This window comes from Desulfotruncus arcticus DSM 17038 (assembly GCF_900113335.1).
In the GTDB taxonomy this organism is placed as follows: domain Bacteria; phylum Bacillota; class Desulfotomaculia; order Desulfotomaculales; family Desulfallaceae; genus Desulfotruncus; species Desulfotruncus arcticus.
This window is the reverse complement of the sequence record NZ_FOOX01000018.1, coordinates 21,273-47,657: the sequence shown is the minus strand read 5'-3', so window position 1 is coordinate 47,657 and position 26,385 is coordinate 21,273. Positions and strand designations below refer to the sequence as shown.

Here is a 26,385-nt window from a genome sequence, read left to right as displayed (position 1 = left end):
TAACCTAATGACGGGTACAACCTGCTGTTTCAGGGGGGGGGAGGGAAACATATGGAAAATAATAATTCATTTTTTATACGTTTAGCCATCGAGGATGATATTAATAAAATTGCCCAGATGCGTTTAAGGTTGCAGGAATATATAGAAGAATGCAACGATCGTTTATGGAAAATGAGTGATAAATTAATCTCAGAATTGACGAATAACTATAGAAAGCACATTTATGACAAGAATGCGAGGTTAGTAGTAGCTGTTTGTAAAGAAACGGACGAGGTTGTTGGAATGGGGTTGGGCAGGATATGCTTTCAGGATATTTTCATTCCGGATAAATCAGGTAGATTGGATGATATCTGGGTAGATGAAGCCTATAGAAGAAAAGGTATATGCAATCAAATAGTCTCAAATATAATGGATTTTTTTGTAGAAAGTGGTGTAAAGTCAGTGATCCTTGATTATATAAAAGGAAATATTGGCTCTGAAATTGTATGGAGCAATTTGGGGTTTAAACCTATATTAGTAACCGCTGTAACTGAAATTGATGAGGTGTTGGTAAATATAAATAAAGACTCCCAGGGGCGTACAGAGAGTTAAAACTTTTCAGTTTTGGAGATGATTTAAGATGATCTTAGCTGATCTGCTTGGCGCGGGTACAGTAATTCTATGCGGTATACTCATTAAGTACGTCAAGCTCTATGACTTAATGGCAGGGACAATATGCTGTCCCCGGAGGAAAAGGCAAAGGTTGAGGAAATAGGCTCTCGAAAATCCGAAGCATTATGGTTCAAGGCTTATGCCTTGGGCCATTTTTGTTTTTTGGCTTGATAAATCTGGGTTGCTTTTTCCGTTCTAAGTTAAAAGTCTTTTGGCTTCCAACAGCCGTTGCAACCCGGTAATAATCACAACGATAAGAAAAAGTGCGGTAAGCCGCGTTAACCAGTCCGGGAACAATATCATTGAAGCCTTCTGTTCGTTCAGCCAATCCCGAATAGTCTACCAGCCTGTCCTTTCTTTCGAAACAGCCAGATTACCGTTTATAATCCGTAAACAACCAGTACGAGCTGATCGGGGGGAAATTAATTTTGTTCCAGCACCGAGAACATTGCACCAAGAGTTAGTTGGTAAGATTTACAGGAAAGTTGCAGAATTTATTTATGATAATAATTTAGGCAAGGTATTAATTGCCCCGACAGATGTTCTTTTATCAAAAACAGAAAAGCCTCAGCCGGATATATTATTTGTTTCAACAGAACGTTTGAATATTATTACGGAAATGAATGTTCAAGGTGCTCCGGATTTAGTGGTTGAAATACTATCACCGTCAACGGGTAAAAATGATATTCTATCGCATAGACGTTAGAATTCCGGTTATGTTTCCATACTTCAAACAGCATGGGTTTTTTTAAAAAAAAGGAAACAAAACAAATATAAAATGCGTCTATAGTTTACATATATGGTTTAATGGATGCTTTTTCTTTGGAAAAGGAGTGAATAACATCGTGAAGTTTGGAAAACACAATACCGCTTTGAAGATATTGACCGTTGTTTGCTTAACTATTCCATTAGTAATGATATTAAACGGAATAAAGGGCGCCGGTGGTCATATGGCTTTCCAATTGCAGCCCCCGGCCGTTTGGGCCGGCGAATCAACGGAGATATCGGAACAGATGGGGAACGGAGCCAAGCTCCAGCAAGCCATTGATCTTGTTACCTCTATGCGCAAGGATTTTCCTAGTGAGAACGGAACCAGGGAAGTGTGGGTAAAAACCGGTGGCAAGCTGGGAAATGTAAGATGTATTCTGGAAACGAAAGGGGTGCCGAAGGGTGCGGAACAATATGAGGTGACGTTGACTAAAAAATGGGATGTGACGGTCAACGCTGTGCAGCCGGTAAGTTATTGGAAGTATAAAGTGACCGGAGAGCGGGTGGAATTGGTGGAGTTTCAGGATAATGACGATGCGGTTGTAACCATGAATGCGGTTAAAATGGCGGAACTGTACGCCAAAGCAGCCACATCCGCGGAAAAGGTGCAGCTGATTATTCTGGAAGCTAATTCAGCATTGTCACGATTAACGGGTGCCGAAAGGGATGAACTGATCAGTTGGCTGGAGGACCTGTCCCGGAATGATGATGACGGAGCGGTGAGACAGGCAGTCCTTGGCGTGCTTTATCATGCCGGGAATAAAGATGCTTTGTCCCGTTTGGTGCGGGAAGTGGAGGCAAACGGCGTGGCCTGGGAAGGCAGGATTCCTGCTTTCGGTATCGATTGGCAATTACTGCAAGAAATTTACCAAAATTATCCCGCCAGCTATTTAGCCCGGGGTATGGTGGCCTACGAAAAAGTGCGGGGCGAATCTTACTTTGCCATAACAAGGGCCGCCGAGGAGGAGAATCCCTATGCCTGGATACCCGGTTATGAGCATGGCGATCAGCAGTATGATCCGGACAGGGAAATTCCCGGTTGGGAGAGCTTCTTAGAAGAGTTCTCCGGACATCCCGCTGCGGACGATGCGGCCTACCGGCTGGCCCGCTGCTACGAAATAAAGGGACGCTGGCAGGATGCTCTTCAAACCCTGCATAGGGCTCTGAGTCTCCCCGACGGTGACATATGCTATCACGTGACCGGGCGCATCACTTACATACTGGATGTGCGCATGACGGGCAGCCAACTGGCAGAACTATCCGCCGGAGAACCGGAACCGGTGATTCAGCAAATGTCCCGGTACACCCTGGCGGTTAAAACCCTGAGAAGTGAAGAATACCGGAAGGCGGCTTTCATGCTGGCAGACTTCCGGGCTGATTTGCAATCCGGCGCCGTCTCCCCAAGTCTGCCCCCTTTTATATCCACCGGAACCATTAGGGGGGCTGAATACGATTTTACCGGAGCGGTTGAAAAACAGCTGGAGCAGGCCGAAAAATTGGCGGATTTGCAGGAAGCCCGGGAGAAGTCACAGGATCCCGCGGACCTGTACAATCTGGCCGCCGCCATATTCCACGACCAAAACATTTATTACAATCACCTTTGGGCCGGCAACCGCCAGTATTTCAACTGGCTGGGTTACATTTTGGACTCTTATTACAGTGACGACAACAAAGGCCCGGCGGAAATGGCCGGGTTTGCCCAGGAAATGATCAATTACTGTCACAGCGCGCGTTTATTTGAAGAGGTTTACGAAAATCCCGCAGCAGCCTCCGAATTAAAAGCCAAAGCATTGTTTTCCCTGGGTTTGAGCCAGCTGGGCATTTACAACTGGGGCGAGGATGCTTTTGTTGCCTTTGACCGGGAGGAATTAAAGGAAGATATTATCAGCACCTTCGAACAGTTTGTGCGGGAGTTTCCATCCAGCACCATGGCTGATGATGCCCTGTTGGCCCTGGCCGACTTCAGCGGCCGGCGGGATTATCTGGAGCGGATATTCAGTGACTATCCCCAGGGCGATGTCGTGCCAAAGGCGGAGGCTCTGCTGGAGAAAATGAGCTCGCCATATTACAGTCCTGAGTACAGGCATTGAATTAAGTGTAAAGGATTGATTTAAAAGTGATTCCATTTCATGTAAAATTCACGGGAATAGCGTTGGTAATACTATTTTTTATTACCGGATGCAGTAAAGCGGCAACCGCCGTACAATTTGAAAAGCAGGCGGAGCTTAAAAAAATTGAAAAACAAAGCGTATCCCATGAAGATAAGCTTTATACGGCATGCAATACGGCAGGAATCCAACTCCTGCAAAAAATATCCGCGGCAAACGAGGGCAAAAACACTATTTTCTCCCCCGTGAGTTTCGCTGCCGTATTGGCCGTCCTTAACAATGGAGCGGCCGGCAAAACCCGTTATGAAATCAATGCCCTGATCAACCCCGAGCAGCTTTCCCCTGCGGAATTGAATGAAAAATACTGCCATACCATTAACCACCTGATCAATACGGGGTATAGGGAAAATGGAAATCAAACCACTGTTGTGGAACTGGCCAATTCCCTGTGGATACAGGAAAATCTTCGGGTAAAAGACGATTTTTTGAACACTTCCAATACCTATTACGGTACGGAAGCATATAATGTCAACTTTAAAGACAACAGCACCATTAACGCCATGAACCGGTGGATTGAAGATAAAACCTACGGCAGAATCCAAAATCATATTATTGAATTCAATCCCCCGCCGGTGATGGTGGTATTTAATTCTCTGTATTTTAATGGAAAGTGGCAGAACCCCTTTGATCAATCCAAAACACAAAAGGAAGATTTCCATTTAAACAATGGCGATATAGCCAAAGTGGAGATGATGAACGCTGAAAAGAGGATGCAGTATTATGAGGATGATCAAATTCAGGCCGGCAAGTTCGACTATTACGGTTGCAGTATGCTGGTCATTCTCCCCAAGGGGGATTCCGGCAATTATTTTAGCAATTTAAATTATGCTGAAATTCGAAAAGCAGATAATAATTTAGAGAATATGAAAGTAAAAATCAAATTTCCCAAATTTAATTTCAAGCAGAAAAACAAGCTGGCCGATTACCTGAAAACCATGGGCCTGGAATCCGCTTTTGATTATAAAAACGCGGATTTTACAGCGATTGCGGACCGGTCGGATCGTTTTAATTTATATATTAGTGATATATCCCAGGAGTGCTTTATCAACGTCGACGAGGAGGGCACCGAGGCCGCCGCCCTCACATCGGTATTGTTGGCGGGATCGGGCATGCCCAGGGATAACGTTCCTCCCGAGTTTTATTTAAACAAGCCCTTCATCTTTGTCATCAGCGATGACCGGACCGGACTGATCCTGTTTGCGGGAAAGGTCGAAAACCCGCTGGAGGAAATGGGTAACACATAACCATTTGTGGTGGTATTGTTAAAATCTACGGTTGCCGAATGCAGAAAAGCTTAGTATATTTTGACATAGGATTTTTTAGGCAATTTCACACAACCGTATTACTGATAACCGTTAGGAAACCGTTCTTAGCGGCCGTATCAACTAGCTGATTGATGGATTGTATTGCGCTATCGCTAAACAAATACCATTGGTTCCCGGTAGCGTCGTAAAGCAGAACCGCGGGGAACTCGGCCAAAGTTTCGGCTGGATGCGAATTAATCAAACCATAAATATCAAAACGTTGTATGCTGTTACCATTTGGATTCAAAAAATCATATTTTCCAATTTTATAATAGGATCCAGGGGTGTCAATATCACCCTGCCAGGAGTAATTGGCAGGAGTTTCTGTCCTGCTGCCTTTGTTGGCTAAAAACATATCATAAATGTCTTTGTTATACGCATTTCCCTTGATTTGCTGCACTATACCGCCCATGGTCATGTGGTATTCATGCTGCAATGCTTGTACTTTTACGCCGTTAATCACCAATGGCTCAGCAGCAATGTTTATGGTGAAATTTTCATAATTAACATCACAGCCAAATGTTTCGGCAATAAAGCGCAGGGGAACCATCACGCGGTTATGCTTAAGATATGGTTTTACATCAAGCAGCACCGTTTTGCCGTTTTTCACCGCTGTGGCGTTGTTTAATTTTAACAAAACCCGCATATCGCTTTTAGAGAGTGTACCTTCGGAATTCGACCAATCGACCTTGGCGCCCAGATTTTCGCTGATAAAACGCAAAGGCACCATCGTGCGATTGTTCATAGTTTCGGGCATCACATCGGATGCAATAGCAACATCATCCACTTTGATTTGAACTGGTTACGTGCATACTGACCCAATCAACACTCATGGGAATCTTTTCTAACACCAAATGCTTTCCTTTACCCGATTCATCCCGCTTACTAAATTCCAATGTTTTTTGATTAAATAGATAATCCGGTGTAGAGATAATGAAATGGTCTATAAATACAGTGCGGGTTGAAGGATCCCACTTTACCGTCTGATCAAAATTCTCACTAATAAATCGCAGGGGAACAAAGATTACCTGGTTAATCATTTTAGCGGGCACTTCCATCTCTACCGTTTTGTTGTTGACTATTCCTTTTTTACTATATAAGGTTAATTTAACTTTTTTCCCATTACTGTCAACTAAATCAACTTTTTTTGTTTCTTCGTTAAATATTACGGTATATCCAAAGTATTCGGATATTTTTCTTAGCGGTATGAATACTTTTCCAGCTCTATCCTTGGTTTTTCTTTGTTCCCGAACTCTAGAGTGTTTTGGACAACTTCGCCCCACTCCGAAAATGAATTTACCTTTACTTGGATATCGCTCTCTTTTGCCGTAGCCGGATATGACATGATAAGAATTATCAATATTGCAAGTACCACGGTTATCCATGCTTTCTTCATTTGGTTACCCCTCTCCCTCAAAAAATTGAGGTTTTCTTTTATTTTCTGCCCAGTTTAAATAGAATGCGGACCAGTTTTCCGCAGAGTGCAATAAGCGACTGTTTTTCCTTCAATGGGTTGTCCCGACATGTTTTAATATCGTTCCGGTGTAAAAATATTTTATCAAATAAACGTTAAAATCTAGACGTTAAAATTCCGGCAATGTTCCCCTAATTCAAACAGCATGGTTCTATAAATGCTTTATAGTACAACGGTCAGGGACAAGTGAAAATTCTGAAAGGAATTACTATCTTGCGGCAACTGTTGGGCAATAAATACAAAATTTTATGGCCGTTCCCGGCCCATAAAATTTCCTTTCAGTTGACCCTTTCACTTATAAAGTTCGGTCAGGTACAGCTATTACTTTTATATATAAAGGTCATCAATAATTATAAATAAGCTTGACTTTTTGTGATTACACTTGTAAACTATATCAAGGGTTTACGAGTGTAATCAATATACAAAGGAGGGAAGCGTCTTGGGTATTCCCCAAATATCTGACTCAGAATGGGAAATCATGAAAGTGATATGGAAGAGAAATCCAATAACAGCTGAAGAAATAATCGCCTCTCTGGCTGAAAGAAAAGACTGGTCGCCCCAAACTATAAAAACATTTATCAACCGGTTGCTTAAAAAAGGCGCGATAGGACATGAAAAAAGCGGCCGCAGCTATGTATATTATCCAAGCGTATCTGAGAAGGAATGCGTGCTGGCTAAAAGCAAAAGTTTTATTGAAAGGGTATACGATGGCGCGGCAGCAATGTTTTTTGTCAACTTTCTTGAGGAAAAGACTTTGTCCGAGAAAGAAATCACTAAACTGCAAAACATATTAGAAAACAAAAAACGTAAATAGTCTTAGTGCTTCGGGCAAGTTCAAGAATCTGGGGGGGATATCCAGTAATGGAGGCGCTTAGTATTATATTTGCACGTGTTTTGTATTCTTCATTAATTGCCGGCATCATAATTGTGCTGTTATTGATTGTCAAAAAGGGTTTGCCCAATCGCTTGTCAGGCAGGGTCTATCACATAATCTGGCTTATAGTTTTAATCAGACTTGTGATGCCATTTCAAATTGAAAGCCCATATAGTATAGGCGATATTTTTCCCAAAACACCCACAGTATTCAATTATTTTCAAGAATATATGAGTAGTCCGGCAGATGGTTACTCCGGAACAGAAACTCTGAATAAAAATGGGTTCCAAGAAGATGAAGAGTACTACGATAAAGAAAAAACTGAAGATTACCCCCTTTGGAACCCGGGATTTCTCAGTATAGTTTGGCTTACCGGGGTTACGGCCACAGCTTTGGTCGCCGCTATTATGATCATAAGACTCAAACGCCGGAGCAGAGAATTCGAAAGAGTTTGCGATTCTCAGATTAATGAACTAATGCAACAGTGTTGTGTAAGATTAGGAATTAAAAAAGATATTCCACTATATATGGATTCATATTTTCGTAGTCCTTGTATAGCCGGCATATTTACTCCAGGCATCTATTTGCCCAGGGATATCTGCAACCAAATACATCGTCATCATTTGGAACACGTACTATTGCATGAACTGGCTCATTATAAGAGAAAAGACAGCATCTGTAATTTATGCGCAGCAATAGCCGTCATGCTGCACTGGTTTAATCCTCTCGTATGGCTGGCAATTAGGGAGATGAGATATGACAGGGAAATTGCCACAGATGCTTATGTAATGGAAACACTGGGTGAGTCCGCAATAATCCCTTACGGAAATACACTTATTAAACTGGCCGGTATATTCTCGAATCGCTCTACACCATTAAACATGATCAGTTTTAGTAAAACCAATGAGCAGATGGAGAGGAGAATCACAATGATAAAAATGTTCAAGAAAGGCTCCTACAGACTGTCAGCCCTTGCTGTCCTTTGCTTTATCATTATCGGGGCTCTAACTTTTACCATGGCAAATGGCAATACTCCTAAAGGCGTTGGGAACAGCATGGTTAATGAGAAGATAAAAGATATGGTGGTAATCATTGATCCCGGTCATGGCGGAGATGATTTGGGAGGTACATATCCTTTTGACACTTCTGATCCTGAATCAACAGAGGTTAAAGAAAAAAATATTAATCTGGAGATATCGCTTCTTCTGTCTGATATGCTAAATGAGTCAGGCATAAAAGCCGTAATGACCCGTCAGGATGACAGTACGATAGAACTGGAGAAACGTATAGAATTGGCAAATAGCTATAATGCGGCGTTGTTAGTCAGTGTTCATAATGAAATGCATCCTGATAGTTCAGCAAATGGAACCAGAACCTTATATTACAACTCCGGCACTGAACCCGGTTATGGGATTACCGGAGAAAAAGCGGCGCAAATCATCCAATCAAATCTGGTAGAGCAACTTGGCACCAGAGACCAGGGAATAAGTAATGTCAAACTAAAGATATTGGAGCAGGTGAACATGCCGGCAGTTTCAGTCGCGGTATCCTACATTACCAATGAATCGGACCGGGAGAAGCTAATGACAGAAGAATTCAGGGCCAGGGCAGCGCAAGCGATATATGATGGAATAATAGAAGTACTGAATGAAGTGGCCGCAACGGATGCGCGTGAGGTTTGAACATGTGAAAGCTTTGATTTTTATATCGATATTTTGATAGAAGTGTAAAAATAAAATAGATATCTATTTGCTAATTTGGGATATTTGGATTATTGTGTCGGTCTGCCGGCAAATCCCCGGAACAAGCTGGGACACCAGGGCTAAAGAGGAAAGGGGACATGCTTCCTGTGGAGTAATGTCCCCAACTGGTTGGGATTCCCCCGGGCCTTTTAAACGCAGCCGGTTGGTTTCGGCAAGCCGGCCAGCTTACAGGCACCCTTGGCGGGGCCGGATGGAAACAGTTGGTACATCGTCTTTAGGGTGTTGCCGGTCTCTTTGCACATCTTGCGGACCATGGGAGCAACCTGGAACTGCTTATAGTAGTTGCGCAGGTACTGAATCACTTTCCAGTGCGCATCGGTAAGTTCGTTGATCCCTTCATTGGTCGCAAAAGCCCTGGCTATATCTTCGTTCCAAAGATTGGGATCCACAATAAAACCGTCTTCGTCCAACTCAACCGTGTTTCCGTTAACTTCAATCATAGACATATCAAAAAACCTCCTTCTATTAATGGCGTTCATGGCAGTTCCTGCCTATATTTACCATATTTCTTCCGTTATCTCTACGGAATCTCTTATTACACTGAAACAAATTTTCTCCGGTATGCCTTGCTCATGAAAAAGCTTTAAACTTTCTGGTCTCCTCATTTCCATTCCCGTAAGGCCTCTACATGTATAACAACCATGTTTCGCTTTAATTCTTTGGATTAATTCTTGTGCAAGAAAATATACTTTGTCGCGAGCATTAACGTTAGGGCCCTCATCATAACCATGTTTTAATCCAATTGCCATAATCGCCCCACTCACAGCTCCGCAAATATCACCTTGTAAAGCTATTCCTCCACCAAACCCGCTAGCTAATCTAAGGGCCTGTTTGCGTTCAACATCAAGCTGTTCACCTAAGTTAGCAAGAACAGCTTGACTGCACTGTAAACCATTCTTCACCATCATAATTGCTTTATTGGAATCATTCATTTAGGATGCCTCCTATAAACACGTTTCCTTGTTTTACGGCGTTTTACCTGCTCCCCGGTCTGGTGGTTGTTCCCGGTCAAACGCGGGATCGCAGGCAGGTTTGTACTTTTTCGGACATAATGAAACGGATAAATTCCTCGCAGGCCCGGGACTGAAAGCGGGTGTGGTTACGAATAATGTAAAACTCCCTGGTTACGAGCGCGTCCTTGTTACGCAAGGGTTTTAGGGTCGATAGGGTCACCTCCTTGTGAATCGCCCAGCACGACATAAACGATATGCCCAAGCCGGCTTCAACAGCCTGTTTAATGGCCTGGGTGCTGCCCAGCTGGATGATCCGTTCGGGTATCAGGCCCATGGTACGGAGGGCGTTTTCCGCCGCCAGCCGCGTTCCTGACCCTTCCTCCCGTAATATAAACGTTTGGTTGCGCAGATCCTCCGGCACCACCAGATTCTTTTCAGCCAGCGCATGGTTGGCCGGTACAATGAGTACCATCTCGTCCTCAAGGAAAGGCTCAACCTGCAGGTGATCGTGTTCCACCGGCCCTTCCACCAGTCCAATATCAATGCTGCCGTTCAGTGTATGCTCGTAAATTAGGGCCGTGTTACCGATGGTCATGGTCAGTTCAACAGCGGGAAACTTTTTGGTGAATGCCCCCAGCAGGCGGGGCAGCACATAGTCCCCGATGGTCATACTTGCTCCAAACACTATTTTGCCGGTAACCAGTTCGACCAGATCAGTTACGTCCCGTTCCGCTTTCTGGTGCAGGGCCAGGATCTGTTTGGCGTAGGAGTACACAATTTGTCCGGCCTGGGTGAGCTCGACTTTTCTATTTGACCTATCAAAAAGTTTCGCCCGGTAGTGTTCTTCCATGCAGTGGATGTGCTGGCTGATGGCCGGCTGAGTCAGGTTGAGCTCTTCTCCTGCCCTGGAAAAGTTTTTCTTTTCCGCCACGGTGACAAATATCAGCAGTTGATACTCCAGCATGGCTTACATCTCCATATTTTTTATTTGAATAACCGGTTGGATTACCTGGGATAAGACCATGATCTTTTATATGATCTTACTATAATGGGAACATGAAGGGAAATTGTAAATTATTATGGCTATGATAACAGCCGGTAATGATGTGGGGTGAACCCGGCAGTTACGGGAGGGACAACAAGAGGCCCCTAATTTTTATCGGGGCCTGGTCTACTACAAAGATACCAATGTTATTATTTGAAGCTTCTTCGATGGGTTGGAAGTTCATGCTTGCCAGATTTATAATTAATATACCCGGAATAATTTTAATTGCTTATATTATTGATAAAATGATTACATCACAGGAGGAAGAATTAATCTATGCTAGTGCTAAAATGATTGATTGAACCACATTATTATTCGTTGGTTTATCATAATTGGCCAGTGTCACCAGTTCGGATAAAGACGTGACATCAAACACTGTTTTATCCAATCCTTTGGCAGGAATAAAAAAACGTTGCAAAGTTTGCGCTAAAAATTGAAGGGAAAATCTTACGGAGCCATTTTCCGTAGCGAAAATTATACCGGATATAGTATATTTAGCTGTTTTTATTTGTTGGTTATTTTCAGCATAGGCGGTTGCGGAGAGCAATTAACCTTACCGGGTAATGGGTCATGGTTTCGGGTTTCCCCATTTAAACAAGATATAAATATGATTGCTTTTATCAAAATTGTGATATAATAATGATATAAACTTTCGTGAGGTGAGCGATATGCCAGTAATTCGTCCTGTTTCAGATTTGCGGAATAAAACCCCTGAGATTGAGGAAATTTGCATCAAAGAGCAAAAACCGGTTTTTATTACCAAGAACGGCAACGGTCATTTAGTAATCATGAGCCAGCAACTTTTTGAGGAACAGCAAGCCTTATTAGACCTTTATGACAAGCTGGACGAGGCAGAAGAACAAAGCCGCGATGGAAAGCGCCGCCCGTTCCGCGATGTTATGGCAGACTTAAGGAACCGTATCCATGTCAAATTATCTAATTAGTATCACCGAAGCGGCTGAGCAGGATCTGGCCGAAATTGTCGATTATATCGCAAACGATAATCCTGCTGCCGCACTTAAACTGGCTGAAAAAATCGAACAGAGCATTTTACAGCTTGAGGACTTCCCACTGATCGGTGCAATACCGAAAAATAGAAGACTAACCAGGCAAGGATATCGTATTTTGATAGTTGATATTTATTTGGTGTTTTATGTTCTGCTGAACAACGAGACGGTTGAAATCCGGCGAATTATTAGCGGGAAAAGAGACTATAAGTTTTTACTTTAGGCAGTAAACAGCAATGAAAAAAGAATAAGATAAACACTTATTCTATACTTCACCAAAGCAGCCGGCTAATTGTAAACCGGCTGTTTTTGATCAGACGCGGGAGCGCAGGCAGGTTTGTACTTTTTCGGACATAATGAAACGGATAAACTCCTCGCAGGCCGGGGACTGAAAGCGGGTGTGGTTATAAATAATATAAAACTCCCTGGTTACCAGCGCGTCCTTGTTACGCAAAGGTGCAAAATGGTGGTTGGAGCAAGTATGACCATCGGGGATTATGTGCTGCCACGACTGCTGGGGGCATTCACCAAAAAGTTTCCCACTGTAGAGCCGACCATGACCACTTATACGGAAAAACGGTTCAAGTATTTGTCCAGGTTAATAACAGCAAGGCAATTTCCATTTATCGAAAAATGGGTTTCGTTGCCGTTGACCAGTTGATTAATATAGAACGGCCTGTGTGACAAGGGGGCGGGGTTATTGATCAATAACCCCGCCCCCTTGTCCTTTGTTACGTATTGAACCAGCGCAAGGCGAACATAACTGCCAGGCCTAAAGTTATGGTGGCGATAACGCTGCGGCTTTTATAGGCGGTTACCGCCGCCACGCATCCCGCCAGCAGATAATGGTTGTCTGTACTGATATCCAGGCTTCCCTGCGGCAGTAACAGGGCGGGAGCGATCAGGGCCGTCAGGATGGCGGCAGGCACGTGCTTAAGCCATTTTTCCAGCCAGCCGGGCACTCCACTGCGGCTGAACAGAGCCAGGCAGGCAAACCGGGTGAAAAAGGTGGCCGTGGCCATACCAACGATTATAAGCAGAACTTCAGTGTTCAGCATTGCTCTTGTCCTCCAGTAGGCCGCCGGCAGCGCTGGCTGCCAGGCAGGCGATAATGATATACCATTTTCCCGGCAGGTACATGGCGCCGGTTACGGAAATTACCGCCGCCAGGGCGCAGACCAGGACGCCGGTTCTGTCCGCCAGGCGGGGCATCAACAGGACCAGGAATGTTGCAGGCATGGCGAAATCCAGTCCCCAGGCCAATGGGTCGTCAATACGCCCTCCCATGCCGGCGCCAACTGCGGTTGATGCTACCCAGGCTAGATATAATGATAGGTTGCATCCCAACTGGTAGCCGGGGTCATATCCCTTTTGCCGCACCCGGTCCATGGTCAGTGCGTAGGTTTCGTCCACCATGCCAAAAGCCAGCAGGGCCTGTATGGGCATGGGCAGACGGTTCATGTGCGGTGCCAGCGAAGCCCCCATCAGCAGGTGGCGCAGGTTGATCAGCAGCGTGGTCAGCACTATTAACCCCCATCCGGCGGGACCCGCGCTCAACATAGTCATCGCCACGAACTGGGAGGCGCCCGCGAAAACCAGAGCGGACATCAGTACTGTTTCCAGGGGAGTCAGACCCACAGTAATTCCCATGATGCCGCAGGCCAGCCCGAAGGGTACAACTCCCACGATGACCGGCAGGCTGTCCCGGATAGCGGACTGTAATTTCGACGCTGCCGAGTCGCGCTGTTCAAAAAGTATTCGCGCCACATTCATGCGCGTCCCTCCCGATACATTAAATATTTGTAACTAATCAGCATCTGTAAATTTTCTATATCTTAACCGGCAGGAAAAACATCGTAAATATCCAATTAATAATATTATAGCTATAATTGGATATTAAGGAGTGGATTTGGCAAAATGGATGTGTCCAAAATGCTTTCCGGTGCCCGGTTGGATGCGTCGTCCCGCCGGCCGCTTTACCTGCAAATAGCCGGCTTGATAGGAGAAAAAATTAAAAGCCTGGTTTTGCCCGCCGGTACCAAACTGCCGCCGGAACGGGAGTTGGCGGTATTGTTCGGAGTCAGCCGAACCACCGCCATCAATGCCTACCGCTGCCTGGAGCAACAGGGGCTGGTGGTTACCAGGGTGGGCAGCGGCACTTACGTTGAAGAATTGCCCGCCGGGAGGGAAGAGGAGGGGCGCTCTGTGCCCTGGATACAGTTAATGACTCCTTTTCCCCAGCTGCCGCTTTCCACTGTGCTGAGGGAAATCCTGGAGGTTGATTTTTCCGGCGGCAGCATTTCACTGGCGGCGGGCATGCCCGACCCCGCGCTGTATCCGGTTGAACTCCTGCGGCAAGGTATTGCCGGAAGCAATAACGGCATTAACCCGGTTGACCTGGGTCACATCTCTACCGAGGGCTATGGTCCCTTGCGCAACCTGGTGGCCCGGATGATAGCGGATCGGGGTATTGAATCAACCGGGGAAGACGTAATGATTACCGCCGGCTCCCAGCAGGGATTGTATCTTATCGGCAAGGCCCTGCTGGAGCCCGGGGACTACGTGGTGGTTGAGTCTCCTACTTTTATCGGTGCTCACCAGGTGTTCAGCGCCTCCGGCGCCAGAATCCTGAGCCTGCCGGTTGCAGGGCAGTTTCCCTTCAGCCTGCTGGAGGATTACCTGGTCCGCTACCGGCCCAAGCTGTTGTATGTGATTCCCACATACCATAACCCTACGGGGCGGTTGATGCCGGAAAATGAGCGGCGCGACTTGTTAAAGCTGGCTGCCCGGCACCGGCTGGTGGTGCTGGAAGATGATCCGTACAGCGAGCTGTATTACGACGAGAAGCCGCCCGCATCCCTGAAGGCGCTGGATGATTATGGGGGGGTGGTATATTTAAGCACCTACTCCAAGGTTCTTTTTCCCGGGCTGCGCACCGGTTATGTGGTGGCCCATCCAGCCCTGTTAAACCGGATGGCTCACGAAAAACAGTTCATCGACCTGCACAGCAATAACCTGGCCCAGTGGTTGCTATGCCGGTTGTTGGAGAGCGACGCCCTGCGGGAACACCTGGCGCTGGTGCGCGGGGAATATAAAAAGCGCCGGGACGCGCTGGCCAAAGCGCTCCGGCGGTATTGCGGCGAAGAGTTATCTTTTGAAACACCCCGGGGAGGGTTCTACATTTGGTGCCGGAATAACCGGCCGGTTTTGTCCGGCCGTTTGCTGCAGCAGTCCGCCGGTGAGGGAGTGTCTTTCGTGCCGGGCGAGGCTTTCTATGTGCACCCGCCCGAGGGGGAAAAAGAGTTCCGTTTGTGCTTTGTCACCCATGCCGAAAAACCGCTTCAGGAAGGCGCCCGCCGGTTGGCCAGAGCATTGGCGGGGATCAGGAGGACGGGTAAACAGCGTGATATCATAGTGAATCAGCCGGTCAAGCCGCTTATATAAATAAGGCTGGGGGGGCTAGATTGAAGGAGAGATTTTATAAAGAGCCTGCAACTCTTGAGATTTAGGTTGCAGGCTCTTTATGTTTTAGAGGTGGAGTAAAATTGCTATATTTCACCGGTTAAACTTTTCAGTGCTTCGATAATCATTTTATCTGATTCGGCATATAAATCAGTTTTTCGGTCGGCCAAATCATCCAAAACTTTGTCCATGTCATCCTTTTGATTGATGTGCTTAACAAGGTATTCCCTAAGTTTTTCTTCCACAGTTTCCAGCAATTCCAGCTGCAGCCTTTTTCTGATTTGATTCCGAAATTCACCGCTTTCTTTTATTGACTCCAGGTGCTTGTTAATTAACGACCACAGGTGGTCAATACCTTCCTTTGTTATAGTACTCGTTTCTACCACGGGCGGACGCCACTTAAACTTGGATGGTGAATTTAGATCGAGCATTTGTTCTATGTCGCCGGCGACTTTTTTCGTATCGCCAAGATCTGACTTGTTGATTACGAAAATGTCCGCAATCTCCATGATCCCGGCTTTGATAGCCTGGATAAAATCTCCCGCCCCCGGGGTCAGCACTACGATGGTGGTATCGGCATAATAAACAACATCCATCTCGCTTTGACCGACACCAACCGTTTCAACGATAATGATATTACAACCATAGGCATCCAGAACCTTGATCACGTCTTTAGAAGCCCTGGCCAAACCACCCAGGCAACCCCTGGTACCCATGCTCCTGATAAAAACATTTTTATCCAGTGAGTGTTTCTGCATGCGCACCCTATCACCCAAAAAAGCGCCGCCTGATATGGGAGAAGTGGGGTCAACTGCAATAACGCCCACCTTCAGGTTGTTTCCGCGGGCCGTTTCGATGAGTTCTTCAACCAGTGAACTCTTTCCCGACCCGGGAGAACCGGTTATACCAATAACATGTGCCTTACCTGTATACGGGTAAATTCGGCTTAATAATTCCTGTTTACTATCTCCGTTGTTTTCAATTAATGTAATTAATTTGGCCGCCGTTCGGTTATCGCCCTGAATCAACTTTTTGATGTCAAGCATGTTTAACACCATGAGCTTTCCGATTCATTTTAAATTAATCTTCAAATAGTATTAAAGGTTTAATAACGTTATCACCTTTAATTGCCATTAATTCAAATGCTTTTTCTATCTCATCAAATCTAAATTTATGTGTTGTTAATGCCGTTGGATCAATTCGTCCGGATTCAATGAGGCGAAGCAGCCTGCTCATGCGCTCTCTGCCGCCGGGGCATAGACCTGTCCGTATTGTTTTATCACTCATGCCTACTCCCCAATCGACCCGGGGAATTTTGAGATAGTCACCTTCACCATGATAACCTATGTTGGAAATTGTACCTCCGGGCCTTGTAGCTTTGATGCAGTTTTCAAAAGTAACTTGAGTGCCCAATGCCTCAATAGCGGAATCAACGCCTTGACCATTCGTAATACGCAAAATCTCTTCCACTACATCTACTTTTTTGAAGTCCAAGATTATGTCTGCTCCGTAATATTTTGAGAGTTGCTGCCGGTGAGGTACTGTTTCTACCGCTATTATTAAACCGGCGCCCAACAAACGGGATCCGGCTGTAGCCATTAAACCGACCGGACCTTGGCCAAAAATGGCAACAGTACCACCAAGAGGAATACCGGCATGTTCCGCCCCCATAAAACCGGTGGACATCATATCTGTGGCGTACAGGGCGGCTTCATCGGAAACAGAACTTGGAACAGGTACCAGGTTGGCATCGGCATCGTTGACATGAAAATATTCGGCAAAACAGCCGTCTTTAATGTTAGCGAATTTCCAGCCACCCAGCATCGTGGTGCATTGTGAAGTGAAGCCGCGCTGGCAGTTTTCACATTTATAACAAGGGGTTATTGCGTTAACTACCACACGATCTCCTACTTTTAAACTCTCAACAGCACTGCCCAGTTTGTGTATAATTCCTAATGCTTCGTGGCCCAGTGTAAGGTCAACCTTTTCACCTATGGCACCATGTACTGTGTGTACGTCGGAAGTACAAACAAGAGCGGCAGTAGTCTTGATTATCGCATCATTGGGTCCGGGGTCCGCCGGCAGCGGTTTCTCCATTATTCCTACTCTGCCGATACCGTGCATTACAAACGCTTTCATTATCTCAACGCTCCTTTATTTTTTAAATTTTCGGAAAATAATTTGCCATCTGCTTTAATGAAAATTATTGCGGAGTTGCAAATAATTAATGATGTTAAAAAATTAGTTGACTACCGGCATTTTGGGGGTTAAAGCCTGATTATTGTCTGGTCGGGAAAAGAACATAGTTTTTTCAAGCCGGTATTGGACATGACAAAAGTATTTTCCAACCCCACACCCCCGATGCCCGGAAAGACAAATTTTGGTTCGATAGCCATAATCATTCCTGCTTCCAACGGAGTGTTTACACCCTTGGCCAAAACCGGCAGTTCATTTAATTCCAACCCCACACCATGCCCAACGAATGAAACGGGATAGGGCGCGCCCATAAAGTAATCTGTGAGTCCGTGTTTTTGGGCCTGTTCAAAGGCCAAGTCGTAAAGATGACCGGCGGGCATACAGGGTAATGCTTTGGCAAGTATTACTTGTTGAATCTCCTCGGCTACTTTATACGCATTGTCAATCATATCCGGTGCCTCGCCGATGGCAAAGGTTCTTGTGATATCAACAATATAACCGTGTTTTGCCCCAACGTAATCGAATAAAACGGGTTCTTCCCGTTCAATGATCTTTTCTCCGGGACCGAATGGAAATTCAGGGTATAATCCGATGCCGTTTATCGGCCCGTCAAAATAACTGGACATAGCGGAATTGGGACCCGAGAGCAGCTGACCAAAATAGAACTCCGCGTTGAAGCCCCGGGTTTTGATCAACCCCTGATGACCTTCACGCCGGGCGATCTTCTCAATGTCCCCCGCCAGTTCGAATTCACTTTTCCCCGGTTTGATAATACTTGGCAAAGCGTTGAAAATATTGTCCATCATTTTGGCGGTTTCTTTTGTCCTTGCTATTTCATAGTCTGATTTTATTGCTCTCTGTCTGCGTATCAAGGATGAACAATCAATAAGATCGGCTCCGGCAAATAACTGTTTATACTTCAGGTACACGGAGGCGGGAATTACATCAAGCTCCAAACCAAGTCTCTTGGGCACCGGCAAGTCATGCTCTTTGATATTACGGATGATCTCTGAAAATTTACGCAGCTTAATTACCGGGTAATCATCAAGTTTCGAGTCTGTTCTAAACCTGTCTATATTTCTGCGTATCATAATTACCGGTTTGCCGGCGGCAGGTATATACAAATGTAAATCCTGATATGTTCCGCAAAAGTATACTATATCGGCGCTTTGACTGATTAGAGCCCCGTCAAGATCTTCCGTTTGCATCATGCTTTGAAAATCTTTAATTCTTTTAATCAACTCTGTTTTAGGGGTTAGATATGTTTCTTTATAATTTGGCATTTCATCACCTTTTAACCTGTAAGATTAAAAAAAAGCATCTGCGTATTCGTAAAAAACCCGGCCTGTTTTTCTGCCAAGCCGGCCCGCGGCAACATACTTGCGAAGCAGCGGGCACGGCCTGTACTTGGAGTCACCAAAACCTGCTTAAGAATTTTTTTGATTTCCATTAGGTATTATGCACCTCCTTTTATTAAATGGGTATTGCATAATCCTGGCCAGCTTATTATCCAAGGCCGAAAATCAAAAGCCCAAAGTTAAAAGTACCTAAAATGACTTTGGGCTTTCGACTTATAAATTATGCTCGAAATAAAAAGACATATATTAACAAGGTGCCCGGAGAATAAAGAGCCGGCGCTGCTTTACACCCCATTTAACCTTATATGTGACCGCCTGGCATATCATAGTTACCTTTCAGGGAGTGTTACGCAACAAAAAGTTACTGTGTTTAATTTAAAAACTCTTCTTTATCAATATTGTACTGTTTAAGTTTTCTGTACAGGGTTGTCCGGCTGATACCCAATTCTTTTGCAGCCATCGTGCAATTACCATTATATTTTTTAAGTGTTGAATAGATGGTCACGGATTCCATTTCTCTTAACTTGTATGTTTTGCCATATACATCGGACATGATTACCTGTTTTTTTTGTTTGATCTCTTCCGGTAAATTATTGGGTTTTATTATTCCCTCATCGCATAAACTGGCAGCTCGTTCAATAACATTTTCCAATTCCCTGACGTTCCCGGGCCAGTTATAGTTAATCAACATGTTAATGGCGGTAGGTGATATCATGCAGCGAAAGCCTGTCTTTTCAAGAAAGTGTTCAGCCAGGGGAATAATATCCTCCTTTCGTTCTACAAGGGGCGGTATATGGATATTTAACCCGTTTAACCTGTAAAACAAATCCTGCCGGAACCTCCCTTGCTTCACTTCTTCTTTCAGGTCTCGGTTAGTTGCCGCAATAAGCCTTATATCTACGGAAATAGTTTTATTGCCTCCCACTCTGACAAATTCTCTTTCCTGAATAAAACGCAACAACTTGACCTGCATGTGCAAGGGCATTTCTCCCACTTCATCTAAAAAAACCGTACCCTTATTAGCTATTTCAAATTTTCCCATACGTCCGCCTTTTTTGGCACCGGTAAACGCCCCGTCTTCGTAACCAAATAACTCGCTTTCTATAAGTGTCTCAGGAATGGCGCCGCAGTTAATAGCAATAAAAGGACCTTTATAATAAACACTTTCATTGTGCATCGCCCGCGCGAAAACCTCTTTGCCCGTTCCTGTTTCACCGGTCAGTAAAATATTCAGCTTGGTCGCGGCAGCACGCCTGGCCAGCTTAAAGGTGGATTTTATTGATTGACAATTGCCGATTATATTATCAAAAGTAATATCAGACGCCATTTGGGGCTGTACGCTCTTAGCCTTCACAATCAGGATGGATTTGCGGGGGGTAATATAAAAAGCTGCTCCCAGTGTTTCTCCCAACGGGCCGTATATTTGTTTTAATTCACAAGTATACTTATCCTGCTTGTATTCTATCTCCAAATGTTCGGAGTCGCAGACAAAACCTTTTTTCAGCATGTCTTTGAACGAAGTTTTTAAAGGTAATATATTCTCTATACTAGAGCCTACCAGTTGATGGTTATCCAGATGAAGTAAATTACTGCACATTGAATTTACGTTGGTAATGTGCCCCGCCTGGTCTACCCGGATAATGCCGCACTCTGAATGCTCTAAGATGGCAAATGACTGTTTTGCGTTGTGAATCAGCTTTTTTTTCAGGTTATAAGCATATAGTTGAGTCTCAATGGCTTTTGACGCGGCGCTTACAAACGCAAATAAACATTTATGAGTATGTTTTGACAAAGTTGTTACATCCAGAAGGCCGATTATACTTTGATTAATATCGAATATTGGAGCGGCAAAACAACCCAAATGATGAAGTGGCTCGCAAAAGTGTTCTTCTCCCAAAACGTCTACCGGCGCTTGTTCCAACAGGGCTGTGCCGATGCCGTTCGTTCCTTTACTATTTTCATGCCAATTGGCGCCTTCCACCAGCATAATTTTTCTTGCCACGCTCATAATACTGTCGTCGCCTAAAGCCTTAAGAATATAACCTTCCTTGGAAATTAAAAAAATCGCGGTGTTTGTTCCTTTTAACCTGAAGTACAGGTCATTGATAATCGGATTAGCTATGAAAACCAACTCGCTGTATTTGTCTCTATACTCTCTCAGCTCATAAGAGGATAACTGGTCGTCCTTATTATTTAATTGGTATGGATTGATACCAAAACCCGCACTCCTTGTCCACGACTTGGAAACAACCGGTTTTTCTCCAAACTTGGTGAAATCCCCGCTTCTTATAGCCTCCCTCCACTTATTCTTCATTTTGTCACCTCCTTCTCAATTCCTTTATTAGTGTGGCATAGCTTTTGCAATATTTGGGATATAAACATGGGATATAAACAACAAAAAAATTACTCTGTTTAGCTCAGTAAATGTCGAGCCTTAATACATTTAAAAAAAAGAATATTCATTCAAGATGTTTTTTTTAAAAAATTCAGAAAATATGGTTCGGCATGTATATTATATCTATTCCAAACCATTAGAAAAAGGGGGGTTAGTTAAAGTTTTACATATTTTTTAAATCTATTCATTTCCTTGATCAATCAAAAGAACTAATTTCACCGGTATTTTGCGTCGGCAATTAAAAGCATTTAGTGAGGAGTGATAAATGTTTTAATGTTTTTTATTGGCTTTAACCAAGCAGCTTATAGAAGGGAAGTGTAAATATGTTGGAATTAAACACTGACAACCGGAAGACTGCGGAGATTTTGGAAAAAAGTATGGCCGGTCAAAGTCACACGCCACTTTTTAACCCGGAGGCTTTAGAAAAACTCAGCAGTGAATTCAGCGCCTGGCAAGAGAACAAACTTCGGAAAGAGGACCGGGAGAATTGGCACATGACTCCCAGCACCGTACTGGGTTCGGAATTATCCAGGGAATTACTGTATACGCCGCTTAGTATACGTGACATTGACTACAATGAAGACCTCGGTTTTTCCGGGCATGAACCTTTTACCAGGGGCATACACCCCAATATGTACAGGGGCAGAACATTTACTCAACGCCAGTTGGTTGGTTTCGGGGCACCGGAAGATACCAACGCCAGAATGAGATTCTTGCTGGAGCATGGCGCCACGGGACTGAATATTCTTTTTGATATGCCAACAATACAAATGTATGACTCAGATAACCCGATGTCAAGAGGGCAAGTTGGTTCTTGCGGGGCCTGTATTGATTATGTCGATGACTGGGAACTGTTGTTCAAAGACATTGATATCGGCAAAGAAACATCTTCCATAGTTACTCATTACCCCTCAAACACCGCCATTTTATTCCCCATGTACCTTGTTCTGGCGGAGCGCAGGGGTGTTCCCTGGGACCAGTTGCGGGGCAGCGTACAAAATGACGTCACCCTGGAGGAATTAGTTCGCAATGCCGCCGAGTATATTCCCCCACAGGATTGTTTTCGCATTGAATGCGATAATATTGAATTTATCAGGCAGAATGTGCCCCGTTGGAATTTCATCACCCTGAATGGTTATAACCTGCGGGAATTCGGCACTTCCGGGGTTACCGAGATGGCGGTAGCATTATCCCATGCCATGGAAATCTTGGATGAAATGATCAGGCGGGGTCATGATGTTGACTGGGTAGGCGAAAGGCTGGCATTTTTCTGGTCACCGGCAATGGATTTCTTTGAAGAGGTTTGCAGGCTACGTGCTGTAAGACGGCTGTGGTACAGGATCATGAAGTATAAATACAATTCCAAAAACCCCAGGTCAATGTGGATGCGCTGCCACGTGCAAACTTCCGGAATCAGCCTGGTGCGGGAAGAACCGCTGAATAATATTATCAGATCCTCTTATGAAGCATTAGCCGCGGTGCTGGGCGGCGCCCAATCCCTGCACGTTGACTCTTATGATGAAGCATACGCCATTCCATCCGAAGAGGCATCCTTGCTGTCACTGCGCAACCAGCAGATCCTGGAACACGAAACGGGTATCACCGCGGTCGTAGACCCCCTGGGCGGATCTTTCTACGTTGAATTTCTGACTAATGAAATCGAAAGGGAGATTTTAAAGGAAATCACTGCCATTGAGGAGCAGGGCGGATACGTTAACGCGGTTAGTAATGGGTTCCTGCTGCGTAAAATCTATAAATATTTTTACAATGAACATAAAAAAATCGAGAGCGGAGAAATAAAAATAGTAGCCCATAACTGGCAAAAAAGCGCCCGCGGAGAAGATTTTGAGGCTTTCAGGTACCCGGAAGACGCGGAGCAAAAACAAATCAACAGGCTCAAGGAGCATAAAGCCCACAGAGATCCGCAAAAAGTGGAGAGTGCTTTAAATGCTCTAAAAGATGCTTGCCAAAAAGGAGTCAATATTGTTCCTTATACGCTTGACTGTTCCCGGGCTGGTTGCACCGTGGGGGAACAATGGAAAGTGTTCAAGGAAGCCTTTGGCCTGTGGATAAAACCCAGTTTTTTCTAATTTGATAAGCATAGTTATATTTACCACCTTATTAACGATATAAAGATTAAAAGCACTGGGGGAATTCAAATGCAACAAAAAAGAATATCTAAAGTTCTGATGTGCTGTTTAGGTCCGGAGACTCACAACAGGGGAATATTAACGGTTAGCGGGATGCTTAGGGATGCCGGCATGGAGGTAGTTTACCTGGGCAATGCCACCCCGGAAGAAGCGCTAAAGATTGCCATAGATGAAGACGTTCAGGCTGTCGGAGTAAGCTCGTTATCGGGCGCCCATTTGAGTATCGGAAAGCTGCTTATGAACTTGGCCAAAAAGAAGGAGTATGATAAAAGCGTTGGTTTTCTTATGGGGGGAGTAATTCCACCAAAGGATATACCCAAGTTGCGAGAAATGGGTTTCGATAATGTGTTCCCCAGCGGGGCGTCAAGAGAGGCCATTGTCAATGGTGTATTGGAGTCTATGCAAAAAAAGATGGCTAATTAAAAAACCTGTTAGGAGGCTTTCATTTGAGTAAATATGATTTAATCCAAGTTGGGGCCAAAGAATCTTTTGCTAAAACAATAACTGAGACAGATATTGCTCTCTATGGGGCCATCAGCGGGGACTTTAACCCGGTTCATTTTAATAGCGTATATGCTGCCGGAACCATGTTTAAAAACCGGATTGCGCACGGAATGCTTACAGCGGGCCTGATCTCAGCGCTGTTGGGTACAAGATTACCAGGGCCGGGGACGGTTTATTTATCCCAATCCCTTAATTTCCGTGCCCCGGTATATATCGGCGATACTATTACCGCCGAAGTTGAAGTTTTGGAAAAATACCCGGAAAAAAAACAAATTAGTTTAAAAACTACCTGTATTAATCAAAACGGCAAAGAAGTCGTAGCGGGTGAAGCATTGGTTATGTATAAAGAATAATATCATACGCAGGTTTGGCATGTGCTTATGCAGGTATAAGTCTGAACTTACACCTGCATAAAAATTTGAAGTATTCAGAATTTAGCAGTCAGAATTCAGAATAATTAGAGATGATAAACCGTTTTTTCAATCTAATTCCTAATTTCTTTTGTTTTCAGGCGGTTTTTTATTCTGACTCCTGACTTCTGACTCCTGACTCCTGATTAGTTGCAAGAGCTGCCTTGATGAGTTGATATGAAAAAGTTAAAGCATGGCCGGTTTCAGTCCCCTCTATTTCGGTTGCGATATTTAACAACTCGTCCATCGATAGGTCTGAATGACTATTGGCGCCGGTTTGCTCCAGGTAATTTAGACAACCTGGTAATACCTGAATCAATATTTCTTTGGCCTGCTCTTCAAAACCCGCATGTTTCATTTTACACACTCCTTTTTTTGTGGTTTTCCATTATTATACTTTATTTTGGCTCCATTTGAAATTGTGGATGATGATTTTGAGGTGAAAATAAATGCTGAATTTGGTGAGAATCATGCAAGGATAAGGTAGAATCCAAAATCTTTTAAAAATAAAGGTTAAAATTCAAAGGAGGTGTTAACATGGTCGCAGACAAAAAGAAAAAATCATCAGCCAAAACGTTGCAAACTGCCAGGGAGGCCGGCAATTTCGGCAAAAGGATTCTTGCCAGTGCGCGGGCAACCGCTGAGGAAGGAAAACCGGTGGCCTGGTCAATGGTTGATTGGTGGCTGGGTGGCACCCTGGCAAAGGCTATGGGCGTTGAACTCTGTTACCCGGAAAACTACGGTGCCTTTTGCGCGGCAGTAAGACAGGCGGAGCCTTACCTTGATTATGCGGAAAGCGACGGCATTCCCAACACCACTTGTGGATACGCGAGAAACTGTATCGGTTATACCCGCAGGCTACAAGAGAATAACTTTGTTATCCCACAGGATGCTCCCGGCGGGGGCATGCCAAAACCGGTTTTCCTTTTAGCCTGTGGGGCTGCTTGTGATGCCAGGTATAAATGGTTCCAGAGCCTTGGCCGTTATATGGACGTACCTGTATGGACCTTGGAGTTCCCTCAAACGGGTGTTCCGGAATATTTTTTGAAAAATAATAAAGAAGAGAATATCCGGTTCATGGTCAGGGAACTAAAAGAGTTTGTTTCTTTTATGGAAAACTTGTTAGGCAAAAAAATGGACTGGGACAATCTTAACGAGAGGCTGGATACACTTTTTAAAACGCATGAGTTGGCTCATAAAGTGGATATCCTGCGGAAAGCAGTACCCTCTCCGGCCGTTAATACCGACTTTTGGGCCCTCATGATACCACATCTATACCTGCCGGATGATCCCGAAGCCCTGGAGTTTTATAAAAGGGTTTACCAGGAAGTTAAACATAAAGTTGATCATCAAATAGGCGCTATTCCAAATGAGCAATACCGGATGGCTTTTAGTGAGCTGCCGCCGTGGCATACCCTCGGCATATTTGATGAATTTGCCGGGAAACATGGCATCGCTTTTGTTATTGAAAGCTGGAATTATCACGCCCCTGGCCCTCTGCCTGAATCTGAAAAGGAGGGGATAAAAGATCCCCTGGAACTTATAGCCAGGTATTCCTATCATAAATACCACGAATATGTTCCCGAAGCGAGAATTCATAATACGGAGCCGGCTCTATTTACCGCGCCATATTTAAAGTGGGTTCAAGATTACAGGGTCGACGGTTTATTCTGTCACCCACTGATGTCTTGCCGCCCGGCTACGTATACACTGATGCATGTGCGCAATTTGTTAATGGAAAAATTCAAAGTGCCGTCAGTTGTTGTTGAGGGGGATATTGTAGACCTGAGGGTATTTAATGAAGAGGAAGCGCACACAAAAATTGATGCTTTTATTGAGACAATGGATTACTACCGGGAGATCAGAAAAAAAGAAGGCTTTGCATGGTAGCCTAAGGGGGTAT

28 protein-coding genes and 1 pseudogene are annotated in these 26,385 nt (G+C 44.6%); 16 read left to right on the top strand and 13 right to left on the bottom strand.

What is annotated here, in order from left to right; translation table 11 throughout:
• The first annotated feature begins 51 nt into the window (after window positions 1-51).
• The 4 genes from BM056_RS19990 (at window position 52) to BM056_RS19975 (ending at window position 4,831) form a co-directional block, all read left to right on the top strand.
• On the top strand, window positions 52-591 hold the full coding sequence (locus BM056_RS19990) for a GNAT family N-acetyltransferase (RefSeq protein ID WP_092473772.1): 540 nt from the start codon (window positions 52-54) through the stop codon (window positions 589-591).
• A gap of 508 nt (window positions 592-1,099) precedes the next feature.
• On the top strand, window positions 1,100-1,357 hold the full coding sequence (locus tag BM056_RS19985; RefSeq protein WP_238456567.1) for a Uma2 family endonuclease: 258 nt from the start codon (window positions 1,100-1,102) through the stop codon (window positions 1,355-1,357).
• A gap of 139 nt (window positions 1,358-1,496) precedes the next feature.
• Complete coding sequence (locus BM056_RS19980; protein ID WP_092473770.1) at window positions 1,497-3,509, top strand: tetratricopeptide repeat protein; 2,013 nt, start codon at window positions 1,497-1,499, stop codon at window positions 3,507-3,509.
• A 26-nt stretch (window positions 3,510-3,535) separates the two neighbouring features.
• Complete coding sequence (locus tag BM056_RS19975; RefSeq protein ID WP_165613622.1) at window positions 3,536-4,831, top strand: serpin family protein; 1,296 nt, start codon at window positions 3,536-3,538, stop codon at window positions 4,829-4,831.
• Between the two features lie 85 nt (window positions 4,832-4,916).
• Here the strand turns inward: BM056_RS19975 and BM056_RS19970 are convergent, their stop codons facing one another.
• On the bottom strand, window positions 4,917-5,678 hold the full coding sequence (locus tag BM056_RS19970) for a copper amine oxidase N-terminal domain-containing protein (protein ID WP_238456566.1): 762 nt from the start codon (window positions 5,676-5,678) through the stop codon (window positions 4,917-4,919).
• The gene (locus tag BM056_RS19965; protein ID WP_092473767.1) at window positions 5,671-6,276 is read right to left on the bottom strand and encodes a copper amine oxidase N-terminal domain-containing protein; all 606 of its coding nucleotides are present in this window, start codon (window positions 6,274-6,276) and stop codon (window positions 5,671-5,673) included. Before BM056_RS19965 ends, BM056_RS19970 begins: the two co-directional genes overlap by 8 nt.
• A 528-nt stretch (window positions 6,277-6,804) precedes the next feature.
• On the opposite strand from BM056_RS19965, the gene BM056_RS19960 reads away from it, so the two are divergent.
• A complete protein-coding gene (locus BM056_RS19960; protein ID WP_092473765.1) occupies window positions 6,805-7,179 on the top strand; it encodes a BlaI/MecI/CopY family transcriptional regulator in 375 nt (124 codons plus the stop codon).
• Between the two features lie 47 nt (window positions 7,180-7,226).
• Window positions 7,227-8,921, top strand: a complete 1,695-nt coding sequence (locus BM056_RS19955; protein ID WP_092473763.1) for an N-acetylmuramoyl-L-alanine amidase — start codon at window positions 7,227-7,229, stop codon at window positions 8,919-8,921.
• Window positions 8,922-9,130: 209 nt separating this feature from the next.
• Here BM056_RS19955 and BM056_RS19950 read toward each other — a convergent pair whose 3' ends face one another.
• From BM056_RS19950 to BM056_RS19940, 3 genes are all read right to left on the bottom strand, one after another.
• Entirely contained in the window at window positions 9,131-9,448 is a 318-nt protein-coding gene (locus BM056_RS19950) for a TusE/DsrC/DsvC family sulfur relay protein (protein ID WP_092473761.1), read from the bottom strand.
• Window positions 9,449-9,499: 51 nt separating this feature from the next.
• Window positions 9,500-9,934, bottom strand: coding sequence for a C-GCAxxG-C-C family protein (locus BM056_RS19945; RefSeq protein WP_092473759.1), 435 nt, complete (start codon window positions 9,932-9,934; stop codon window positions 9,500-9,502).
• A 76-nt stretch (window positions 9,935-10,010) separates the two neighbouring features.
• Window positions 10,011-10,919 carry a selenium metabolism-associated LysR family transcriptional regulator gene (locus BM056_RS19940; protein ID WP_092473757.1) on the bottom strand — a complete coding sequence of 303 codons (909 nt, stop codon included), beginning with the start codon at window positions 10,917-10,919 and terminating at the stop codon, window positions 10,011-10,013.
• A 137-nt stretch (window positions 10,920-11,056) separates the two neighbouring features.
• Between BM056_RS19940 and BM056_RS19935 the strand changes: the two genes are divergently transcribed.
• The 5 genes from BM056_RS19935 (at window position 11,057) to BM056_RS26555 (ending at window position 12,668) form a co-directional block, all read left to right on the top strand.
• The gene (locus BM056_RS19935) at window positions 11,057-11,302 is read left to right on the top strand and encodes a hypothetical protein (protein ID WP_435050979.1); all 246 of its coding nucleotides are present in this window, start codon (window positions 11,057-11,059) and stop codon (window positions 11,300-11,302) included.
• A gap of 131 nt (window positions 11,303-11,433) precedes the next feature.
• Window positions 11,434-11,637: a hypothetical protein gene (locus tag BM056_RS26355; RefSeq protein WP_092473755.1), complete on the top strand. Its 204-nt coding sequence runs from the start codon at window positions 11,434-11,436 to the stop codon at window positions 11,635-11,637.
• A gap of 31 nt (window positions 11,638-11,668) precedes the next feature.
• Complete coding sequence (locus BM056_RS19925) at window positions 11,669-11,944, top strand: type II toxin-antitoxin system Phd/YefM family antitoxin (protein ID WP_092473753.1); 276 nt, start codon at window positions 11,669-11,671, stop codon at window positions 11,942-11,944.
• Window positions 11,925-12,230 (top strand): type II toxin-antitoxin system RelE/ParE family toxin, encoded by a 306-nt coding sequence (locus BM056_RS19920; RefSeq protein ID WP_092473751.1) that lies wholly within the window; start codon window positions 11,925-11,927, stop codon window positions 12,228-12,230. Before BM056_RS19925 ends, BM056_RS19920 begins: the two co-directional genes overlap by 20 nt.
• 114 nt (window positions 12,231-12,344) lie before the next feature.
• Window positions 12,345-12,668 (top strand): hypothetical protein, encoded by a 324-nt coding sequence (locus tag BM056_RS26555; RefSeq protein WP_092473749.1) that lies wholly within the window; start codon window positions 12,345-12,347, stop codon window positions 12,666-12,668.
• A 70-nt stretch (window positions 12,669-12,738) separates the two neighbouring features.
• Here BM056_RS26555 and BM056_RS19910 read toward each other — a convergent pair whose 3' ends face one another.
• Together BM056_RS19910 and BM056_RS19905 are read right to left on the bottom strand one after the other, a co-directional pair.
• Entirely contained in the window at window positions 12,739-13,065 is a 327-nt protein-coding gene (locus BM056_RS19910) for an AzlD domain-containing protein (protein ID WP_238456565.1), read from the bottom strand.
• The gene (locus tag BM056_RS19905; RefSeq protein WP_092473747.1) at window positions 13,052-13,780 is read right to left on the bottom strand and encodes an AzlC family ABC transporter permease; all 729 of its coding nucleotides are present in this window, start codon (window positions 13,778-13,780) and stop codon (window positions 13,052-13,054) included. The genes BM056_RS19910 and BM056_RS19905 overlap by 14 nt, the downstream gene beginning before the upstream one ends.
• Before the next feature lie 144 nt (window positions 13,781-13,924).
• On the opposite strand from BM056_RS19905, the gene BM056_RS19900 reads away from it, so the two are divergent.
• A complete protein-coding gene (locus BM056_RS19900) occupies window positions 13,925-15,451 on the top strand; it encodes an aminotransferase-like domain-containing protein (protein WP_092473745.1) in 1,527 nt (508 codons plus the stop codon).
• 104 nt (window positions 15,452-15,555) lie between these two features.
• On the opposite strand, the gene meaB is transcribed toward BM056_RS19900, so the two are convergent.
• The 5 genes and pseudogenes from meaB to BM056_RS19875 all read right to left on the bottom strand — a co-directional run bounded on the left by meaB (window position 15,556) and on the right by BM056_RS19875 (window position 21,337).
• Window positions 15,556-16,515, bottom strand: coding sequence for a methylmalonyl Co-A mutase-associated GTPase MeaB (gene meaB / locus BM056_RS19895; protein ID WP_092473744.1), 960 nt, complete (start codon window positions 16,513-16,515; stop codon window positions 15,556-15,558).
• A gap of 34 nt (window positions 16,516-16,549) precedes the next feature.
• Window positions 16,550-17,608, bottom strand: coding sequence for an NAD(P)-dependent alcohol dehydrogenase (locus BM056_RS19890; protein ID WP_092473743.1), 1,059 nt, complete (start codon window positions 17,606-17,608; stop codon window positions 16,550-16,552).
• A gap of 128 nt (window positions 17,609-17,736) precedes the next feature.
• On the bottom strand, window positions 17,737-18,948 hold the full coding sequence (locus BM056_RS19885) for a M24 family metallopeptidase (protein WP_092473741.1): 1,212 nt from the start codon (window positions 18,946-18,948) through the stop codon (window positions 17,737-17,739).
• Between the two features lie 24 nt (window positions 18,949-18,972).
• Window positions 18,973-19,089, bottom strand: a pseudogene (locus BM056_RS19880) (3-hydroxyacyl-CoA dehydrogenase family protein); the annotation flags it as partial.
• Between the two features lie 304 nt (window positions 19,090-19,393).
• Window positions 19,394-21,337, bottom strand: coding sequence for a sigma-54-dependent Fis family transcriptional regulator (locus BM056_RS19875; RefSeq protein WP_092473739.1), 1,944 nt, complete (start codon window positions 21,335-21,337; stop codon window positions 19,394-19,396).
• A 404-nt stretch (window positions 21,338-21,741) separates the two neighbouring features.
• Here BM056_RS19875 and BM056_RS19870 point away from each other — a divergent pair, with 404 nt between their 5' ends.
• The 3 genes from BM056_RS19870 to BM056_RS19860 all read left to right on the top strand — a co-directional run bounded on the left by BM056_RS19870 (window position 21,742) and on the right by BM056_RS19860 (window position 24,425).
• Window positions 21,742-23,508: an acyl-CoA mutase large subunit family protein gene (locus BM056_RS19870; protein ID WP_092473737.1), complete on the top strand. Its 1,767-nt coding sequence runs from the start codon at window positions 21,742-21,744 to the stop codon at window positions 23,506-23,508.
• A gap of 69 nt (window positions 23,509-23,577) precedes the next feature.
• Window positions 23,578-23,991, top strand: coding sequence for a cobalamin B12-binding domain-containing protein (locus BM056_RS19865; RefSeq protein ID WP_092473735.1), 414 nt, complete (start codon window positions 23,578-23,580; stop codon window positions 23,989-23,991).
• A gap of 23 nt (window positions 23,992-24,014) precedes the next feature.
• Complete coding sequence (locus BM056_RS19860) at window positions 24,015-24,425, top strand: MaoC family dehydratase (protein WP_092473733.1); 411 nt, start codon at window positions 24,015-24,017, stop codon at window positions 24,423-24,425.
• 166 nt (window positions 24,426-24,591) lie between these two features.
• On the opposite strand, the gene BM056_RS19855 is transcribed toward BM056_RS19860, so the two are convergent.
• Entirely contained in the window at window positions 24,592-24,840 is a 249-nt protein-coding gene (locus BM056_RS19855) for a hypothetical protein (RefSeq protein WP_092473731.1), read from the bottom strand.
• A gap of 179 nt (window positions 24,841-25,019) precedes the next feature.
• Between BM056_RS19855 and BM056_RS19850 the strand changes: the two genes are divergently transcribed.
• The gene (locus BM056_RS19850) at window positions 25,020-26,372 is read left to right on the top strand and encodes a 2-hydroxyacyl-CoA dehydratase family protein (protein ID WP_092473729.1); all 1,353 of its coding nucleotides are present in this window, start codon (window positions 25,020-25,022) and stop codon (window positions 26,370-26,372) included.
• Window positions 26,373-26,385 lie beyond the last annotated feature (13 nt).

What these genes read in the sequence shown, in the direction of transcription:
- BM056_RS19920 (WP_092473751.1), top strand. Translation starts at nt 11,925, where the DNA reads ATGTCAAATTATCTAATTAGTATCACCGAAGCGGCTGAGCAGGATCTG.
- BM056_RS19965 (WP_092473767.1), bottom strand. Translation starts at nt 6,276, where the DNA reads ATGGATAACCGTGGTACTTGCAATATTGATAATTCTTATCATGTCATA.
- BM056_RS19910 (WP_238456565.1), bottom strand. Translation starts at nt 13,065, where the DNA reads ATGCTGAACACTGAAGTTCTGCTTATAATCGTTGGTATGGCCACGGCC.
- BM056_RS19850 (WP_092473729.1), top strand. Translation starts at nt 25,020, where the DNA reads ATGGTCGCAGACAAAAAGAAAAAATCATCAGCCAAAACGTTGCAAACT.
- BM056_RS19935 (WP_435050979.1), top strand. Translation starts at nt 11,057, where the DNA reads ATGATGTGGGGTGAACCCGGCAGTTACGGGAGGGACAACAAGAGGCCC.
- BM056_RS19945 (WP_092473759.1), bottom strand. Translation starts at nt 9,934, where the DNA reads ATGAATGATTCCAATAAAGCAATTATGATGGTGAAGAATGGTTTACAG.
- BM056_RS19905 (WP_092473747.1), bottom strand. Translation starts at nt 13,780, where the DNA reads ATGAATGTGGCGCGAATACTTTTTGAACAGCGCGACTCGGCAGCGTCG.
- BM056_RS19990 (WP_092473772.1), top strand. Translation starts at nt 52, where the DNA reads ATGGAAAATAATAATTCATTTTTTATACGTTTAGCCATCGAGGATGAT.
- BM056_RS19950 (WP_092473761.1), bottom strand. Translation starts at nt 9,448, where the DNA reads ATGTCTATGATTGAAGTTAACGGAAACACGGTTGAGTTGGACGAAGAC.
- BM056_RS19890 (WP_092473743.1), bottom strand. Translation starts at nt 17,608, where the DNA reads ATGAAAGCGTTTGTAATGCACGGTATCGGCAGAGTAGGAATAATGGAG.
- BM056_RS19885 (WP_092473741.1), bottom strand. Translation starts at nt 18,948, where the DNA reads ATGCCAAATTATAAAGAAACATATCTAACCCCTAAAACAGAGTTGATT.
- BM056_RS19955 (WP_092473763.1), top strand. Translation starts at nt 7,227, where the DNA reads ATGGAGGCGCTTAGTATTATATTTGCACGTGTTTTGTATTCTTCATTA.
- BM056_RS19925 (WP_092473753.1), top strand. Translation starts at nt 11,669, where the DNA reads ATGCCAGTAATTCGTCCTGTTTCAGATTTGCGGAATAAAACCCCTGAG.
- BM056_RS19875 (WP_092473739.1), bottom strand. Translation starts at nt 21,337, where the DNA reads ATGAAGAATAAGTGGAGGGAGGCTATAAGAAGCGGGGATTTCACCAAG.
- BM056_RS19855 (WP_092473731.1), bottom strand. Translation starts at nt 24,840, where the DNA reads ATGAAACATGCGGGTTTTGAAGAGCAGGCCAAAGAAATATTGATTCAG.
- BM056_RS19900 (WP_092473745.1), top strand. Translation starts at nt 13,925, where the DNA reads ATGGATGTGTCCAAAATGCTTTCCGGTGCCCGGTTGGATGCGTCGTCC.
- BM056_RS19870 (WP_092473737.1), top strand. Translation starts at nt 21,742, where the DNA reads ATGTTGGAATTAAACACTGACAACCGGAAGACTGCGGAGATTTTGGAA.
- BM056_RS19940 (WP_092473757.1), bottom strand. Translation starts at nt 10,919, where the DNA reads ATGCTGGAGTATCAACTGCTGATATTTGTCACCGTGGCGGAAAAGAAA.
- BM056_RS19865 (WP_092473735.1), top strand. Translation starts at nt 23,578, where the DNA reads ATGCAACAAAAAAGAATATCTAAAGTTCTGATGTGCTGTTTAGGTCCG.
- meaB (WP_092473744.1), bottom strand. Translation starts at nt 16,515, where the DNA reads ATGCTTGACATCAAAAAGTTGATTCAGGGCGATAACCGAACGGCGGCC.